This is a genomic window from Nocardia sp. NPDC050718 (genome assembly GCF_040654235.1).
Classification (GTDB): Bacteria; Actinomycetota; Actinomycetes; order Mycobacteriales; family Mycobacteriaceae; genus Nocardia.
Window position 1 is genome coordinate 1,765,452 of record NZ_JBFAHQ010000001.1, and the last position, 15,638, is coordinate 1,781,089.

Annotated in this window: 16 protein-coding genes; 2 read left to right on the forward strand and 14 right to left on the reverse strand. The window is 69.0% G+C overall.

What is annotated here, in order from left to right:
- Positions 1-29 precede the first annotated feature (29 nt).
- From AB0H54_RS07960 to AB0H54_RS08000, 9 genes are all read right to left on the reverse strand, one after another.
- Positions 30-1,499: a PepSY domain-containing protein gene (locus AB0H54_RS07960; RefSeq protein ID WP_357343667.1), complete on the reverse strand. Its 1,470-nt coding sequence runs from the start codon at positions 1,497-1,499 to the stop codon at positions 30-32.
- 164 nt (positions 1,500-1,663) lie between these two features.
- Positions 1,664-2,224, reverse strand: a complete 561-nt coding sequence (locus AB0H54_RS07965) for a hypothetical protein (protein WP_357343669.1) — start codon at positions 2,222-2,224, stop codon at positions 1,664-1,666.
- Positions 2,225-2,279: 55 nt separating this feature from the next.
- Complete coding sequence (locus tag AB0H54_RS07970) at positions 2,280-3,938, reverse strand: acyl-CoA synthetase (protein WP_355280811.1); 1,659 nt, start codon at positions 3,936-3,938, stop codon at positions 2,280-2,282.
- 133 nt (positions 3,939-4,071) lie between these two features.
- A complete protein-coding gene (locus AB0H54_RS07975; protein ID WP_355280813.1) occupies positions 4,072-5,697 on the reverse strand; it encodes an acyl-CoA synthetase in 1,626 nt (541 codons plus the stop codon).
- Positions 5,698-5,795: 98 nt separating this feature from the next.
- Positions 5,796-6,287: a winged helix-turn-helix domain-containing protein gene (locus AB0H54_RS07980; RefSeq protein WP_355280815.1), complete on the reverse strand. Its 492-nt coding sequence runs from the start codon at positions 6,285-6,287 to the stop codon at positions 5,796-5,798.
- 104 nt (positions 6,288-6,391) lie between these two features.
- Positions 6,392-7,027 carry a hypothetical protein gene (locus tag AB0H54_RS07985; protein WP_357343672.1) on the reverse strand — a complete coding sequence of 212 codons (636 nt, stop codon included), beginning with the start codon at positions 7,025-7,027 and terminating at the stop codon, positions 6,392-6,394.
- Between the two features lie 102 nt (positions 7,028-7,129).
- On the reverse strand, positions 7,130-7,507 hold the full coding sequence (locus AB0H54_RS07990; protein ID WP_355280818.1) for a hypothetical protein: 378 nt from the start codon (positions 7,505-7,507) through the stop codon (positions 7,130-7,132).
- Positions 7,504-7,818 (reverse strand): type II toxin-antitoxin system Phd/YefM family antitoxin, encoded by a 315-nt coding sequence (locus AB0H54_RS07995; RefSeq protein WP_355280820.1) that lies wholly within the window; start codon positions 7,816-7,818, stop codon positions 7,504-7,506. Before AB0H54_RS07995 ends, AB0H54_RS07990 begins: the two co-directional genes overlap by 4 nt.
- 87 nt (positions 7,819-7,905) lie before the next feature.
- The gene (locus AB0H54_RS08000) at positions 7,906-8,892 is read right to left on the reverse strand and encodes a diiron oxygenase (protein WP_357343674.1); all 987 of its coding nucleotides are present in this window, start codon (positions 8,890-8,892) and stop codon (positions 7,906-7,908) included.
- 226 nt (positions 8,893-9,118) lie between these two features.
- On the opposite strand from AB0H54_RS08000, the gene AB0H54_RS08005 reads away from it, so the two are divergent.
- The gene (locus tag AB0H54_RS08005; protein WP_355283101.1) at positions 9,119-10,078 is read left to right on the forward strand and encodes a DUF5996 family protein; all 960 of its coding nucleotides are present in this window, start codon (positions 9,119-9,121) and stop codon (positions 10,076-10,078) included.
- Position 10,079: 1 nt separating this feature from the next.
- Here AB0H54_RS08005 and AB0H54_RS08010 read toward each other — a convergent pair whose 3' ends face one another.
- Both AB0H54_RS08010 and AB0H54_RS08015 read right to left on the reverse strand, forming a co-directional pair.
- On the reverse strand, positions 10,080-10,631 hold the full coding sequence (locus tag AB0H54_RS08010) for a helix-turn-helix domain-containing protein (protein ID WP_357343676.1): 552 nt from the start codon (positions 10,629-10,631) through the stop codon (positions 10,080-10,082).
- Between the two features lie 27 nt (positions 10,632-10,658).
- A complete protein-coding gene (locus AB0H54_RS08015; protein WP_357343678.1) occupies positions 10,659-11,777 on the reverse strand; it encodes an agmatine deiminase family protein in 1,119 nt (372 codons plus the stop codon).
- A gap of 230 nt (positions 11,778-12,007) precedes the next feature.
- Between AB0H54_RS08015 and AB0H54_RS08020 the strand changes: the two genes are divergently transcribed.
- Positions 12,008-12,286: a hypothetical protein gene (locus tag AB0H54_RS08020; RefSeq protein WP_357343680.1), complete on the forward strand. Its 279-nt coding sequence runs from the start codon at positions 12,008-12,010 to the stop codon at positions 12,284-12,286.
- Between the two features lie 147 nt (positions 12,287-12,433).
- Here the strand turns inward: AB0H54_RS08020 and AB0H54_RS08025 are convergent, their stop codons facing one another.
- The 3 genes from AB0H54_RS08025 to AB0H54_RS08035 form a co-directional block, all read right to left on the reverse strand.
- A complete protein-coding gene (locus AB0H54_RS08025) occupies positions 12,434-12,781 on the reverse strand; it encodes a hypothetical protein (RefSeq protein ID WP_357343682.1) in 348 nt (115 codons plus the stop codon).
- Between the two features lie 169 nt (positions 12,782-12,950).
- Positions 12,951-14,165 carry an acyl-CoA dehydrogenase family protein gene (locus AB0H54_RS08030; protein ID WP_355283091.1) on the reverse strand — a complete coding sequence of 405 codons (1,215 nt, stop codon included), beginning with the start codon at positions 14,163-14,165 and terminating at the stop codon, positions 12,951-12,953.
- A 31-nt stretch (positions 14,166-14,196) separates the two neighbouring features.
- Positions 14,197-15,591 carry an acyl-CoA dehydrogenase family protein gene (locus tag AB0H54_RS08035; RefSeq protein WP_355283088.1) on the reverse strand — a complete coding sequence of 465 codons (1,395 nt, stop codon included), beginning with the start codon at positions 15,589-15,591 and terminating at the stop codon, positions 14,197-14,199.
- Positions 15,592-15,638 lie beyond the last annotated feature (47 nt).

Genomic DNA, 15,638 nt, shown 5'->3' on the forward strand with positions numbered 1-15,638 from the left:
GAAGCGGTTTCGCCTCGTGGGGTGTGCGGTCAGGCCGTGGGCTGGGCGCGGGCGGCGAGCCCGAGCGCGACGTCCACGAGCAGGAAGCCGAGCAGGCTCAGGCCGATCAGCGGGATGAACCAGCCGACCAGCACCGCCGCGGCGATGAGCGGGACGGTGATCCACAGCGAGGTCTTGCGCAGCACACCCCGGCGCGGGGGCGCGCCGACCGCGAACCGGCTCGTCGCCCTGGTCGGGCGGCGCTGCCACCACATCAGGTAGCCGAGCACGATCAGCGCGCACAGGCCCAGCGCCACCGCGAGCAGCAGCAGCTGGTTGGCGATGCCGAACAGCAGGCCCATGTGGAAGGCGATGCCCCAGTTGGTGAGCTTGGCCATCAGCGGCCAGTCGGCGAAGGCCAGCTGGTCGGTGACGGCGCCGGTCGCACCGTCGATCGCGACGGAGTCGATGGTGTAGGTGCCGGACATGCGCCGTTCCTTGACGCCGAACGCCTTCTCCGGTGTCGCGGGGATCGTGATCTCGGCGGCCTGGGTGATCCCGTTGGCCTTGGCGATCGCCCACACGCTGTCGAGCTGGGCGATGCGGGCGGCCGGGTCGACCGGGGCGGGCGCGGTGTGACCGGCGCTGTGGTGGTCGCTGCCCGTGGACTGGGCCGGACCGGCCGTGCCCGGTAGCTTCACGTTTACCGCGGGGGTCGTCCAGCTCAGTTCCTCGCGCAGCTTGGTGACATTGTCACCGGCATAGGTCGACCAGGTCATACCGGTCGCCGCGAGCAGCAGCACCACCGGCAGGATCCAGAAACCGATCGCGCCGTGCCAGTTCAGCTTGCGCCGCTTGGGCTCGGACAGATCCGGCGCCAGCAGCCACCGCGCGGAGCGCTTGGACCGGCGCTTGCGCACCCGATGCACCCACAGCACGAGGCCGAACAGGGCGATCACCCACAGCCACGACGCCGCCAGCTCGCTGTAGAGCCTGCCGGGCTCGCCCAGGTGCAGGCTGCGATGGAACTCGCTGAGCCAGGTCCGCAGGGGCAGCGCGCCCGCGCTGCCGTAGACCACGGCCTCGCCGACCGGCTGCGCGGTGTGCGGGTCGACGAACACCGAGAGCCGCTCGGAATCACCGAGCGTCGGGTCGTTGAACAGCACCCGGGTGGTCTCGCCGTCGCCCGCCGCGGGCGCGACGGCGACGAGGGTCAGATCGGGCCGGGCCGCGACGGCCGCGCCGACCTGCGCCGCGAGCGCCTGATCGGGGCCGGAGGTGTCGACCTGGAGCAGGTCGCGGGAGACGATCCCCTCGATGGTCGGGGCGATCGCGTACAGGGCGCCGGTGAGGGCCGCGATCAGGATGAACGGGGCGACGAAGATCCCCGCGTAGAAGTGCAGGCGCATGGCCAGGGGGTAGAGACGGAAGCCCCGGCGGGTGCCGGCGCGTGGACGGTCCGCCGCGGTGGCGGTCGCCGAGGTGGGTTCCTCGGCCGGACGGGTGTCCGTGATGCTCATGGTGATTCGTTTCTGGAGTGTGGAAACCCGGTGCGCGGCCATGACGAATCGCCGACCGTCGACCGGCAGCACCTTGGTGCGTACCGCTCTGGTCGGAGCGTTCCTGGCGTCGACGCGCGAACAGCGCACGGCGAAAATCGCTCGTGCACCGGGTGAAGGAAGAGTCAGAAAGGAATCGCGAGCGGCGGACCGCGGGTGCGCAGCGACTGCGCGGCGAAGATCCGCAGGATGACGCGGTCGCGGTGGACCAGGCGCAGCGGCGCCGGGTCGGGAATGCGGGGAGCGCGGTAGCGCTGCGGCAGGATGCGCGCCAGCACGGCGCTGCCGATCCGGTAGGCGGCCTCGGTACCGAGGATGATCACGGCGGCGAGGACCGCGGCGACGGCGTGCGCGGTGAGCATGCCGAGGCCGAGCGAATCGTCACCGTGATGGGCGTGCCCCGACCAGCTCATGGTCGTGTGGCCGAGCAGCTGACCGCCCAGCAGGACGGCGGCCAGCCCGGCCGCACCGTCGCGCAGCGGGCCGATGCCGGCGACCAGCGCGCCGACCACGGCCGAGACCGCGGCCAGCAGCACGACCGTGGTGCTGCCCGGCAGCGCGCCGCCGGACGCCAGCCCGTGCGCGGCCAGCGACAGCGCGCCCGACATCGAGCCCGCGCAGGCGCCGCGCAGCCGCGCGCCGACGGCACGCGACGGCGCGGACGTCCGCGCGAACTCGATGATCACGCGCTGATGATAGTCGACCGGTATGGGCCGCCCGACCAGGAACGAACGGCCGGGCTCACGCCTGCTCGGCGTCCATCTCGATCAGCGGCTTGCGCAGCAGCTTGCCGGTGGCGTTGCGGGGCAGCTCGTCGACGAAGATGACCTCGCGCGGGACCTTGTAGCGGGCCAGGTTCTCACGGACGTAGTCCTTGATCTCCTGCGCGTCGCGCGCCGACTCCGGACCGGGGACGACGATCGCGCGCAGCCGCTTGCCGTAGTCGCGGTCGTCGACGCCGACCACGGCCGCCTCGAACACGTCCGCCCGGCCCGCGATGAGGTTCTCCACCTCGAGCGGGAAGACGTTCTCGCCGCCGGAGACGATCATGTCGTCGTCGCGGCCGTCGATGTAGAGCAGCCCGTCGGCGTCGAAATGGCCGACGTCACCGCTGGACATCATCCCGTCGACGATCTCCTTGGTCCGGCCGTCGGTGTAGCCGGTGAACGCGAAACCGTTGTCCACGAAGATGGTTCCGGTGACGTTCGGCGCGGTGACCGGCTTGCGGTTCTCGTCGAGCAGCACGATCCGGATGCCGACCGGGGCCTTGCCCGCGGTGGTCGGCGCCTTGCGCAGGTCGGCGGGAGTGGCCACGGTCATCACGGCGCACTCGGTGGAGCCGTACAGGTTGTAGAGGCTGTCGTTGAAGTAGTCCAGCGTGCGGGTCACCACGTCGGGCGCGATGGCCGAGCCGGCCGCGAAGATGACCTTGATCGTCTTCGGGTCGTACTTCGCCAGGATCTGCTCGTCCAGATCGAGGATGCGCTGCAGCATGGTCGGCACCACGATCAGCGAATCCGCCTGGTACTGCACGATATTGGCCAGCGTCTTCTCCGGGTCGAACCGGCGCTGCTGGAAGATCACCCGGTTGCCCAGCGCCAGGCCGAGGGTGAACTGCGACAGGCCGGTGCCGTGGAAGATCGGCGCCGCCATGATCATGGTGCCGTTGTTGGGCAGCGGCACCCGGTCGATGAACTGCGCGGAGGCGAACGGGCTCACCTTGTCGCGCGGGGCGCCCTTCGGCGTTCCGGTGGTGCCGCTGGTCAGGATGACCATGCCGCCCGGCTTGCTCGGCGGGGTCAGCGGCGTCACCGAGCGACCGGCCGAGACCGACTCGACGGTCGGGATCGCCGGGTCGACCCCGTGCGCCTCGTCGACCCAGGTGAGCACGCGCGGGATGTCGGCGGGGATGGCGCTCATCAGGTCGACGAACTCGCTGTCGTGCAGCACCGCCTTGACCTTCTCGCGCGCGGCCACATCGGCGAACTGCGGTTTGGCGAAGCCGGTGTTCATCAGGACCGCGCGGACGCCGAGCTTGCCCGCGGCGAGCAGGCTCAGCACCATGCCGCGGTGATCGCGGGCCAGCACCGCGATCACGTCGCCCTCGGCGATCCCGCTCGCCCGCAGGCCGCGGGCCAGCGCGTTGGACTGCTCGTCGAGCATTCCGAAGGTGAGTTCACCGCGCTCGTCGACGATGGCGCCCGCGTCCGGCCTGGTCTGCGCGGCGTGCATGACCACACCGGCGAACGGGCCGAACTTGGAGACGTTGAAGAACGAGCGAGCGGCGTGATCCAGACGCAGCGGATTGAACAGCTTGCGATCCATCATCACTTTGACGCCGAGCGCGAAATCACCGGCGCGCCGGGCGGTACCGCCGAGCGCGGGCAGAGACAGAGACATCGAACAGCCTTCCGGCAGACCGATCCCACGACGAACCCCCGTGGGGCCGGACCGCGTCATCGAGATCCAGTGCTGGTGCTAACAATAGCAAGCATCTCGGGCCGGTTGTGCTCTGTCTCTCAGCCCGCCGACCTCACTGTGACACCTCATAATCGATGAGGACGCGGCGCAGGATCTTGCCGGTCGCGTTACGGGGGAGTTCGTCGACGAAGACCACTTCGCGGGGCACCTTGTAGCGCGCCAGGTTCTCCTTGACGTGCGCCTGGATCTCGGCGGCGCCGGTGCTGTGGCCCTCCTCGAGCACCACGAAGGCACGCAGTCGCTTGCCGAATTCCACGTCGTCCACGCCGACCACCGCGACGTCGTTCACGTCGGGGCGCTCCACCAGGAGGTTCTCCACCTCCTGCGGGAAGACGTTCTCGCCGCCGGAGACGATCATGTCGTCGTCGCGGCCGTCGACCATGAGCAGGCCGCTGGCGGTGAAGTGCCCGAGGTCGCCGCTGGACATGAAGCCGTCGATGATCTGCTTGTTGCGGCCGTCGGTGTAGCCCTCGAAGGGCGCGCCGCTGCGCACGAAGATCCGGCCCGAGGTCTCCGGCGTCTCGACCCGCTGGTCGTTCTCGTCGTAGAGGCGGACCTCGCAGGTGATCGGCGACCGGCCGCAGGTACCCGGCGCCTCGGCGAGCTCGGCCGGGTTGGCGATGGTCGCGATGGCCACCTCGGTCGAGCCGTAGAGGTTGTAGAGCACCGGTCCGAACGCCTCGGTGGCCTTGATGCACAGCTCGGGCGAGAGCGCGGACCCGGCGAACAGGATCACCTTCAGCGAGGAAAGGTCGTACTTCGCCCTGACCTCGGCGGGCAGTTCGGTCAGCCGGTGCAGCATGGTCGGCACCGCGACCAGCATCTCCACCTTGTGCTCGGCGATCGCGGCCAGGGTGGCCTCGGCGTCGAAGCGGCGGCGCACCACGATCTTGTTCGACAGGATCGTGCCGACCAGCCAGGTGCCCAGACCCGTGCTGTGGAAGATCGGCGAGACGATCATCATGGTGCCGCGCTTGGGGAAGGGCACCCGGTCGACGAACTGCGCGGTCGCCATCGGGGTCACCTTGGTGCGCGGCGCGCCCTTGGGCAGGCCGGTCGTGCCGCTGGTGAGGATGATGAAGCCGCCCGGCTTGCTCGGCGGGGGCAGCGGCTCGGTGGAGTTGCCCGCGATGAGGTCGTCGAATGTGGTCGCGCCCTCGGGTAGTTCGGCGCCCTCGTCGACCCAGGTGAGGAAGCGCGGCAGCTCGGCGGGCAGCGCGTCGAGCAGGCCGATGAACTCGCTGTCGTGCAGCACGGCGCGGACCTGCTCGCGCTCGCACACCTCGGCGAACTGCGGCTTCGCGAAGCCGGTGTTCATCAGCGCGATCCGCGCGCCCAGCTTGCCCGCGGCGATCATCGACATGAGCAGCCCGCGGTGATCGCGCGCGAGCACCGCGATGACCATGCCCTGGGTGATGCCCGCGTCGTGCAGACCACGGGCGATCGCCGTGGACTGGTCGTCGAGCTCGCGGTAGGTGAGCTCACCGCGCTCGTCGGCCAGCGCGACCTGCTCGGGCGCGACGCGGGCGGAGTGCCGGACCAAGGTGGCCTGGGGGCCGTAGATCTTGGATTCCTTCATGGTCCGCAAGGTCTCGAGCGGCTTGGTCGGGTCGGAGACGCCGCGCGAGCGCAGCACTCCGAGCGCCTTGACGCTTTCGAGCAGATGGGTCACGTTCACTCGGCTACCTCCACAGCATCGATCCCTGGATGCTCACGGTAGCAGTCGATGTGCCCTGGATCACAGCATTCTAAACGGACAATTAGGACAATTCTCAATCAGCGTTGCGCGCTGGCCAATGCCGCGAGCAAGGGGACGAGCCTGCCCTCCGGTACTTCGAACCGGCCGCGCCCCGCGGTCTGCAGCCAGCCGACCGCGGCCAGCTGGCGCAGATGCTGGTAGATCTCGGCCGAGGTGCCGAGTTCCTCGATGGCGGCCAGGTCGGCGGCGGTGCGGCGACCGTAGACGATCTCGCGCAGCAGGCGCAGCCGTACCGGATTGGCCAGGACCGCAAGACAATTGGCGGTCTCGATGGTCCACACGTCGTCCACGATGGCGTCGGTGGCGAACTGCGCCTGCCAGTCCAGCCGCTCGCCGGTGGGCAGTTGTAGTGCCCCGGCCAGCAGCACGCCGCCGTTGCGCACCCCCGCGGCGTCGAACTCCTGTCGCAGGCGCGCGACCGCCCACGGCAGTTGCGCGTCACCGCTTCCGGAGTGCTCCAGGGCGGCAACCCGCCGTTCCAGTTCTTCGAGACGGTCGACCAGATCCACGCGGCAAACCTACGCCACCCCGGACCCGTTGCGCGGCAATGCTCCCGCCGAACGCGGACGCACCCCGGAATCCTGGCGATTCCGGGGTGCGGGACCGGGCGGGATTACCGGGTGACGGCGCCGAAGGTCGGCTGCTGGATGGTGCCCAGCTGGTAGGCGTACCCGTCCGGGTGCGCCTCGTCGACCGGCACCGACCAGCGGTGCCACAGGTTGCCGTACATCGCCGCGACGACCAGGCCCGCGCCGGTGTTCAGCGCGGCGGTGCGGATGGTGGTGTCGACCGGCACGTCCTGGTGCTCGGTCAGCACGGCGGTGCCGCTCTGGCCGCTGGTCAGGTTCAGCCACATGACCTCGAGCTTGGCGCCACCCTGGTTGGGCGAGATGGTGCCGGGGCCGCCGAAGAAGCCGAGCCGGAAGCCGTCGATGTCGAGCGCGATGCCCGAGCCGTAGACCCCGGCGCCCGCGCCGTTCTGGCCGATATCGGAGGTCGCGGGGATCTGGAAGGGCTGCGCGGGCAGCGCGACGTCGACCGTGCCCTTGTCCACCAGCTGATCCAGGGCGGCGAGCGCGCCCGGGTTGTCCGCGACCGTGGTGCGCAGCTTCGCGACGGCCGCGGCCACGTCGACGGTGGGCTGTGGCGCGGGATCGGCGGCCGCGGGGGCGGCGAAGACGACGGCGACGGCGGCCGAGGTGGCGGCGACCGCGGTGGTGAAGCGACGCATGAAACTCAGTTGATGCATAACCAGCTCTCCTCGAGTGTTCCTGGTACTGCTTTCCCTGGTGAATCGTTCGCTCGTGCACCGTAACGGACCCGGACTGTGGCCGCCGTCACTGGCCCGGCCTCACGGCATCGGGGCGACCTGCACCTTGTAGCCGCGATACAGCTCCGGCTTGGCGGTGAGCACCGGCATGTCGAGGTGCTGCGCGGTGAAGACGACGGGCGCGACGAGCGGCCACTCGGTGTGGTCGTCGGCCATCGGGACGGTGGTGCCGGTGCGGATCGCGGTGGCCGCGTCCAGTTCGGCCCAGCGCACGGCGACGCGATTGTCGAGCAGGCGGCCGAGTTCGTCGATGTTGTCGACGGCCCGCATCGCGGCCATCAGGCTCACCGTCGGCACCACCATGATCCGGCGCTGCTGGGTGAACTGCCGCATGATCACCTGCCCGAACAGCGGGGACAGGGCGAGCGAGGTCAGCGCGGTGTGGTCGGCGACGCTCACCGGCGGCCCGCGTCGGTGCCGTCCAGGGCGCTCATGAGCTTGTCGAGTTTCGCCTCCGCGTCGGCGATCTCGGCGGGGGAGTGCTGCTGGATGCGGTCGTCGAGGCCGCCCAGGATCTGCTCGCGCAGGTCGTCGTTGAAGTACGCGGGGGGCAGGGCCCCGTGGCGCAGGATTTCGGCGGGAACCACCGCGACCAACTCCTTCCCCTCCCGGGTGACGATCACCGGTCGTCCGCTGGCGGACACCCCGTCGAAGACGCTCCCGAGCTGCCCCCGCAACTCGGTCAACGGCACAGTTTCGTAATCGGCCATAGTCCACTGTACATCGGTGTGTACAGCTGCGGCGCCGGTTGCGGCGTCCGCTGTCGGCCCGCCGGATTCCGGCGGGCCGATTCGTGCTCAGGCGACCTTGCGGGCGGGCTCGCTGCGGTAGCGGGTGACCGGGCCGTCGATGCCGAGCAGGCGCCAGGTGAGCTTGGCGACCGGGTTCATCAGGCCGCTGTTGGTGGCCAGCGCGCGCACGTCACCGAAGATGTTGCGCATCGTGGTCTGCGATTCCTGGCCGCCCCAGTACGCCTCGCGCATCACCTCGTCCGGGATGCCGAACTTGTCGACGAACTCCTTGGGCGGCGTCATGATCATGTCGAGCATGACCCGCATCGCGATCGGGAAGGCCACCGACAGAACGGCTTTCGTGACCGGGTTCATGCCGGGCACATTGCGGCGCAGGTACTCGTGCGCGAACGAGATGTGCCGCGCCTCCTCCGCCACGTGGATCTGCATGACGCGCTGCACCATCGGATGCAGGTCGACCCCGGCGCGCAGCAGCGATTTCTGCAGGTGGTCGATCGGTTCCTCGCCGCCGAGGATCATCGTGAAGAACAGCTCGGGGAAGTACTTCACCGCGGGCCAGATGGCCATGGTCAGCTTGCGGTCGATGGTGCCCATGCCGACCACATCGCGGTAGCCGATGCGGTTGATCATCTCCTGGAACATCATCGTGTGGTTGCACTCTTCGGCCGCCTCGTGGGTGACGTAGCGGAACTCCGGGTCACCGTTGGGCACCGAGATCAGGTACTGCATCAGCCCGCGGATCAGCAGCTGCTCGAAATCCAGGCCGACCTTGGCGATCCCGGCCTGGCGCCACATCCCCATCGCGATCTGCTTGTCGACGGGCTGGGCCTTGTACCAGGGATGGCGGCCCAGCGGGTCCTCGTCGGGCATGATCCAGCGCGGATCGTCGGAGTGCACGGCGAACTCCGGTGACTCCCAGTCAATATCGACATAGGGGTCGAAGTGCCGGTTCACCGAACCGTCGGACAGGTTGCGCAGGATCTCGTGGTACTCGGGATCGGTCGCGGTGTTCTTGAGCGTGGTGGACAGCATCGGCGGTGTCTCCTTCGGGGGTGGCGCAGCTCTCACTTTATATGGGACTCGGAGTCTCAGGCAACTGTGCGGGTCCGTGATTCGCGCTTTTCATGGCTGTTACCTGCGTCGACGTACCATGGGGCATCGCAGAAAGTGTCGGACGGTTGACCAGTCAGCCAGCTCCCTGGCTGTCAGTGAACGGTGCGCCCGCGCCGGTCGTGCACCGAGAGAGCGAGGACCGACGATGACCCTGACTCCCGCGAAAGCCGTGTGGCCGACCCTGCGGGTCGACTCCTGGAGCGACACCCGCGACACCCTGCACATGTGGACCCAGATCATCGGCAAGCTGAAGATGGCGGGCACGCCGCTGGTGAACCACTGGTGGAACGTCACCTTCGCGGTCTCCGCGCGCGGGCTGGCGACCGGGGCGATCCCCGTCGACGGCCGCCTGCTCGACATCGAATTCGACTTCGTCGACCACGAACTCGTGCTGCGCACCAGCGACGGCCGTCGCGCCATGGTCGCCCTGCGCCCGCGCACGGTCGCCGACTTCTACGCCGAGCTGGGCCACGTCCTCGGCCGCCTCGACATCGTCGTCGACATCGAGGCCTCGCCCAACGAGGTCGATCCGGCGATCCCGTTCGCCGAGGACACCACGCACCACTCCTACGACGGTGACGCCGTCACGCTGTTCTGGCAGCAGCTGGTCCAGGCCGAACGGGTCTTCCAGTTCTGGCGCGCCGGTTTCGCCGGGAAGACCAGTCCGGTGCACGTCTTCTGGGGCTCCCTCGACCTGGCCTGCACCCGTTTCTCCGGCCGCACCGCGCCCCTGCACCCCGGCGGCGCGCCCAACTGCGCCGACTGGGTCATGGAGGAGGCGTACTCCCGCGAGTGCGCCAGCGCCGGCTTCTGGCCGGGCGGCGCCGAGGGCACCTTCTACGCCTACGCCTACCCGGCCCCCGAGGGCTACAGCGGCCGTCCCGCGGGCCCCGACGGCGCCGAATGGGATTCCACCCTGGGCGAATTCGTCCTCCCGTACGACGTCGTCCGCAAGTCCCCCGACCCCGACGCCACCCTCCTGCACTTCCTCGACGCCACCTACGCGGCCGCCGCCGACCTCGCCCACTGGGACCGCAAACTCCTCGACGTCGACCCGCACCGCCTCGACCGCCGCCTGCACCTCGACGACACCGCGAGCCTCTGAATCAGGCGGCCAGTTCCCGTTCGATGGCGTGGGTGAGGATGGCGCGGGCGCGGTCGAGGGTGATCGAGCCGGTGTGCCAGCGTTCGCTGAGCCCTTCCACCAGGGCGGTGAGGTGCTCGGCGGCGAGGGCGGGCGCGGCGGCGCCCGCCTCGGTGAGCAGGGTTTCGACGTCGGCGTTCCAGGCGCGGGTCGTCGCGGTGAGCGGGGTGCGCAGGTCGGGGTCGAAGACCGCGCTGGCGCGCAGCTCGCCCCAGGCGATGCTGTTCATCCTGATCTCGTCCACGTCCTGGAGCTCGAGCAGCAGCAGGTGCTCGAGCTGGGCGCGGGGATCTTCGGTCGCCGCCAGCGCCTGGTCGGTGTAGTCCTGCGCGCGATGGTTGATGTGCTCGAGCGCCGCGCGCAGGACGCCGCCGCGGTCCTTGAAGTGGTAGTAGATCAGGGCCGTGGACACACCGGCCTCGGCGGCGAGTTGTTCGACCCGCAGTCCGCGCACCCCGTGCGCTGCGATGACGCGGACTGCGGCTTCCAGGATCTGAGTTCGACGCGGTGACACAGGTCCTCACACTAGGGGTCGGGCGGATCAGCGCGCGGGCTGCTGCTGGGTGGTGCAGTGGATACCGCCGCCACCCGCGGCGATGCCGTCGATGGCGATCTGCACGATCTCGCGGTCCGGGAACAGGCGCCCCAGGGTGGCCGCGGTCGCCGGATCGGTGACGGGGTCGCCGAACTCGGGGGCGATGACCGCGCCGTTGCAGACGTAGAAATTGATGTAGCCCGCCGCGAAATCGTCGTCGGCGTAGGTCTCGCGCACCGTCGACGGGCCTTCGAGGACCTCGACCCGCAGCGGCCTGCCCTGCACGTCGGTGGCCGAGTGCAGGATGTCGAGGTGCCTGCGGGTGACGTCGTAGTCGAAGGAATCCGGGTCGTTGTCCAGCCCGGCGACGACCACGCCCGGCGTGGCGAACCGGGCGTAGAAATCGGTGTGCCCGTCGGTGATGTCCTCGCCGGCGATACCGGGTAGCCAGATCACCTTCTCGATGCCGAGCAGGTAGGCGATTTCCTCCTCGACGTCGCCCTTGCTCCAGCCGCGATTGCGGTTGTTGTTGAGCACGCAGCTCTCGGTGATGATCGCGGTGCCCTCGCCGTCGACCTCGATGCCGCCGCCCTCGAGCACCAGATCGGTGTGCAGGGTCTCCACCCCGGCGCGGCCGGTGACGAACTCGGCGACCTCGGCGTCGCGGCGATGCTCCTGCTTGTTGCCCCAGCCGTTGAAGTTGAAGTCGACGCCGGCCAGGGTGCCGCCGCTGCGCACGAACACCGGGCCGGTGTCGCGCATCCACAGGTCGTCGATCTCGGTGGCGATCAGTTCGACGTTCGCGCCACCGACCAGGCCCCTGGCCAGCTCCATCTCACCCGGGCGGACCAGCATCGACACCGGTTCGAAGCGGGCGATGGTGGTCGCGATCGTGGCCAGATTGCGCTGCACCTCGGGCAGGAGCTCCCGGCCCCAGATCCGGGCACTTGCACCGAACGCCATCCAGGTGCGCTCGTGCGGGTGCCCCTCGTCGGGCATCATCCACTCTCTCCCATCGTGCTGATTGCTCCCGGTGGGCGTGGTCGGGGCGGGGTCATCACACGCCGCCACCAGCAGGCCGCCGATGGCGGCCAGGCTCGACTGTACGAAAGTGCGACGTCGCATCGCGGGGACCAGCTTCCTCGTTCGGGGTCGGGACGACGGTCGCCGTCCCGATCGGCGGCCCTGCGGCCGTCCGATGCCCCGAGTGTAGATCCTGACTGAAATTTCAGTCAAAGATTTTCCGCCAGGTGTGTCGCGCGCCGCACCGGCGGATCACCCGAAACAGATGAGGTGGCGCCCGGCCGGCGTCGACATCATCGGAGATGCCGACGACCAGCCGAAGGAGCGCCGCGATGCCGGAGAACGCGAACACCTGGAAGCCGACCGACGACGAGATCCGGCAGGCCTACATCTACCTGCTCGCCCGGTTCCTGGTGATCCGCCAAGAGCACACCGACCGCTCCGGGGAAGGATTCGACTACAACCGGATCGAATACAACCCACTCGGCGCCGCCGATTTCGTGAACCCCACCCCGGAACCGGACGGCTCGCTGCGGATCGGCATCGGCCGACCCGCTGCTACGTCCCGAGAAGCTCCGTCGGCAACGGCGGCTGGGCATCCCCACCCCTGACAGAGGTCCCTTGACCGGTCATCCCTCAGCTCGCTCGAGCTCGGCGCTGGCAGCCCTGCCGAGGACGCGGCGAGCGACTGCTTCGTCGGCGCGGGCAGAATCTCGGGCCGAGTCCGATCCGATGCCGCTCTACGTCGTCTTGCTCCGCTACGAAAGGATCTCGAGAACGACGACGATCGCGATGACCGCTAGTGCTACGGCGTTACCGGACTCCCATGGGCTCGACTGCCTGATCCGTTCCAGGTTGTAGGCCCAGAAACCCTCGAGTCGAGCCTTGTTGAGCTTGTCGAGGCGCTGTATCTCTCGATGAATCGCTTGTTCGAGGATGTAGCGATCGTGTCGCCAGACATGCTGCGATTTGTCGAGGATCTCGACCAGCGATTTGAGATTCTCATGGGGTGTTTTGCGTCCGTTGCGGAGTGCGATGCCACCGGCGATGATCGCAGCGATGATCACGCCGCCCCAAGCCAGCATCGGCTGCCACCAAGGCGTCATGGAGGCATGATGTCAGATTGCTATCTATAGCGACGACGGCTCCGCAGCGAGTGCAAGCACATGTCGGGCTGGCTCATCGACCATGATCCCGAAACGGCGGGTCTCCGAAAGAGAAATCCGGTGCGAGTCGGTAAATCGACTCGCACCGGATTTGTCGTTGTCTACCAGCTCACTTGAGCTCGGCGCTGGTCTTTCCGAGCACGCGGCGAGCCACGATCAGCTGCTGGATCTGCTGGGTGCCTTCGAAGATGTCGAGGATCTTCGAGTCGCGGCCCCACTTCTCCAGGAGCAGGCGCTGGGAGTAGCCCAGGGTGCCCGCCAGTTCGACGGCCTTGAGGGTGACGTCGGTGCCGGTGCGGCCCGCCTTGGCCTTGGACATGGAAGCCTCGAGCGAGTTCGGCTTCTTGTTGTCGGCCATCCACGCCGCGCGCAGCGAGAGCAGGTAGGCCGACTCGTAATCGGCTTCCAGGCGCAGGAATTCGGCGGCGGCGGCGTGCTGGTTCATCGCGGGGGTGTCGTAGGAGATCTCGACACCGGCCTCGGTGAGGATGGTGCGCAGTTCCTCCAGCGCGGCACGGGCGACACCGACGGCCATCGCGGCCACCAGCGGGCGGGTGTTGTCGAAGGTCTGCATGACCCCGGCGAAACCCTTTTCCACGTTGACTTCCGGCGAGCCGAGGATGTTGTCGGCCGGGATGCGGCAGTCCTGCAGCAGCAGCACCGCGGTGTCGGAGGCCTTGATGCCGAGCTTGTGCTCGAGCCGCGCCACCGACAGGCCGGGAGCGTCGCGCGGGACGACGAAGGACTTGATCGCCGCGCGGCCCAGGCTCTTGTCGACCGAGGCCCACACCACGATATGGGTGGCGCGCTGACCGCAGGTGACGAAGATCTTCTCGCCGTTGAGCACCCACTCGTCACCGTCGAGCACGGCGGTGGTGGTGACGGCGGCGGAGTCGGAACCGAAGGACGGCTCGGTGATGGCCATCGCGGCCCACACCTTGCCGAAGCGCTCCAGCTGTTCGTCGGTGGCGACCGCGGCGATCGCGGCGTTGCCCAGACCCTGATAGGGGATGGTCAGCATCAGGCCGACATCGCCCCACGAGGTCTCCAGCGCGTTGAGCAGCGCGGACATGTTGCCACCGTTGGCATTGGCGACCAGGTCGCCGTCCGCCTCGTCACCGCGGCCGCCCGCGGCGCCACCGATCTTCTGGGTGCCGGAGTCCGACAGGCCCTCGATCATGGCGGCCATGGTGTCGAGCTCGACCGGGTACTCGTGCTCACCGAGGTCGTACTTGCGGGAGATGGGACGGAAGATCTGGGAGGCGACCTGGTGGGCCTGGTTGGCGCTCGCCTTCAGCTTCTTGGGGAGTTCGAGATTGATCATGGAATTCTCCTGGGTATCGAAGACGGACCGACTAGACCAGCACCACGCCCTCGGCAACGCCGACGGCTCGCAGGTCGCGGTACCACCGCTCGACCGGGTGTTCCTTGGTGAAGCCGTGGCCGCCGAGCAGCTGCACGCCGTCCAGGCCGATCTGCATGCCCTTGTCGGTGGCCAGCTTGCGCGCCAGCGCCGCCTCGCGGGCGAACGACAGACCCTGCTCCGCGCGTGACGCACCCCGCAGGGTCACGAGCCGGAGACCGTCGAGCTCGATCGCCATGTTGGCGACCATGAACGCGACCGCCTGGCGGTGCGAGATCGGCTCGCCGAACGCTTCGCGCTCGTTCACGTAGGGGATCACGTAGTCCAGCACGGCCTGGCCGGTGCCGATCGCCAGCGACGACCAGCCCAGGCGCGCCAGCTGCACCGCGTCGGCGTACTCCTCGGCGCGCGCCTTGGCGTCGCCGTCACCGAGCACGGCGTCGGCGCCGACGGCCACGTTGTCCAGGACCAGCCGGCCGAGGCCCGCGGCGCGCAGACCCATGCTCGGGTCGGCCTCGACGGACAGGCCCGCGGTGTCGGACTCGACGATGAACAGCGCGGGGCGCCCGTCGAGTTCGGCGGCCACGATGAACAGCTCGGCATCGGCGGCGGCCGGGACCAGGCTCTTCACGCCGCTGAGGCGGAAGCCGCTGGGGGAGCGGGTGGCCTTGGTCTGCAGGGCGAACGGGTCGAACAGCGCGCGCGGCTCGTTGATCACCACGGACGCCTGCGGCACGTTCTCGCCGGTGAAGGCGGGCAGGTAGGTCTGCTGCTGCGCGTCGGTGCCCCACTGGGACAGCGCGACGGCCACGCCGCTGGGCGCCAGGATCGGCAGCGCCAGGCCCATGTCACCGTGCGCGAGCGCCTCGGCGACCAGGGCGTTGGTGACGGCGCCGCGCTCGCTGGCCGCTCCTTCCAGCTCCTCGGGCACGTTGATCAGGGTGATGCCGAGTTCGGCGGCGCGCTCGAGCAGATCGCGCGGCGCCTTGGCCGCGTTGTCGGCGTCGTAGGCGGCCGGACGCAGGATCTCGCCGGCGAAGTCCTTCACCGTCTCGACGATCATCTGCTGCTCGTCGGAGGGGGTGAGGTCGAAGTAGTCCTTCGTCTTGGCCTCGTTGTCGGGCAGCCGCTTGGGCTGGCCGCCGCCGGTGACCTTGGCGAAGGTCCGGGTCGCCGCGCCCAGGGTGCGGAAGCCGGTCTTGGTGCCCTCGTAGGTGACGCGTTCGATGGGCTTGCGCAGGTTGTACTTCTCGGCGAGCTCCGACCCGGTAATGGTCGTCAAAGCGCGCATGGCGGCGCCCATCCAGTCCCGCTTGGGCTGGCTGAGGCCGACCGCGGACGTGTCGTTCGGACGTCGCTTCGTCGCGCTGTCTCGAGTGCTCATCATCACCTGATTTCCTCGGCTGTCGGGGCGCTGTGGACCCCAGCTATCTT

Bases quoted from the DNA above. Each gene is read 5' to 3' on its own strand.
- AB0H54_RS07970 (WP_355280811.1), bottom strand. From the start codon at position 3,938: ATGTCTCTGTCTCTGCCCGCGCTCGGCGGTACCGCCCGGCGCGCCGGT.
- AB0H54_RS08015 (WP_357343678.1), bottom strand. From the start codon at position 11,777: ATGCGACGTCGCACTTTCGTACAGTCGAGCCTGGCCGCCATCGGCGGC.
- AB0H54_RS08025 (WP_357343682.1), bottom strand. From the start codon at position 12,781: ATGACGCCTTGGTGGCAGCCGATGCTGGCTTGGGGCGGCGTGATCATC.
- AB0H54_RS07960 (WP_357343667.1), bottom strand. From the start codon at position 1,499: ATGAGCATCACGGACACCCGTCCGGCCGAGGAACCCACCTCGGCGACC.
- AB0H54_RS08020 (WP_357343680.1), top strand. From the start codon at position 12,008: ATGCCGGAGAACGCGAACACCTGGAAGCCGACCGACGACGAGATCCGG.
- AB0H54_RS08005 (WP_355283101.1), top strand. From the start codon at position 9,119: ATGACCCTGACTCCCGCGAAAGCCGTGTGGCCGACCCTGCGGGTCGAC.
- AB0H54_RS08000 (WP_357343674.1), bottom strand. From the start codon at position 8,892: ATGCTGTCCACCACGCTCAAGAACACCGCGACCGATCCCGAGTACCAC.
- AB0H54_RS08035 (WP_355283088.1), bottom strand. From the start codon at position 15,591: ATGATGAGCACTCGAGACAGCGCGACGAAGCGACGTCCGAACGACACG.
- AB0H54_RS07985 (WP_357343672.1), bottom strand. From the start codon at position 7,027: ATGCATCAACTGAGTTTCATGCGTCGCTTCACCACCGCGGTCGCCGCC.
- AB0H54_RS07995 (WP_355280820.1), bottom strand. From the start codon at position 7,818: ATGGCCGATTACGAAACTGTGCCGTTGACCGAGTTGCGGGGGCAGCTC.
- AB0H54_RS08030 (WP_355283091.1), bottom strand. From the start codon at position 14,165: ATGATCAATCTCGAACTCCCCAAGAAGCTGAAGGCGAGCGCCAACCAG.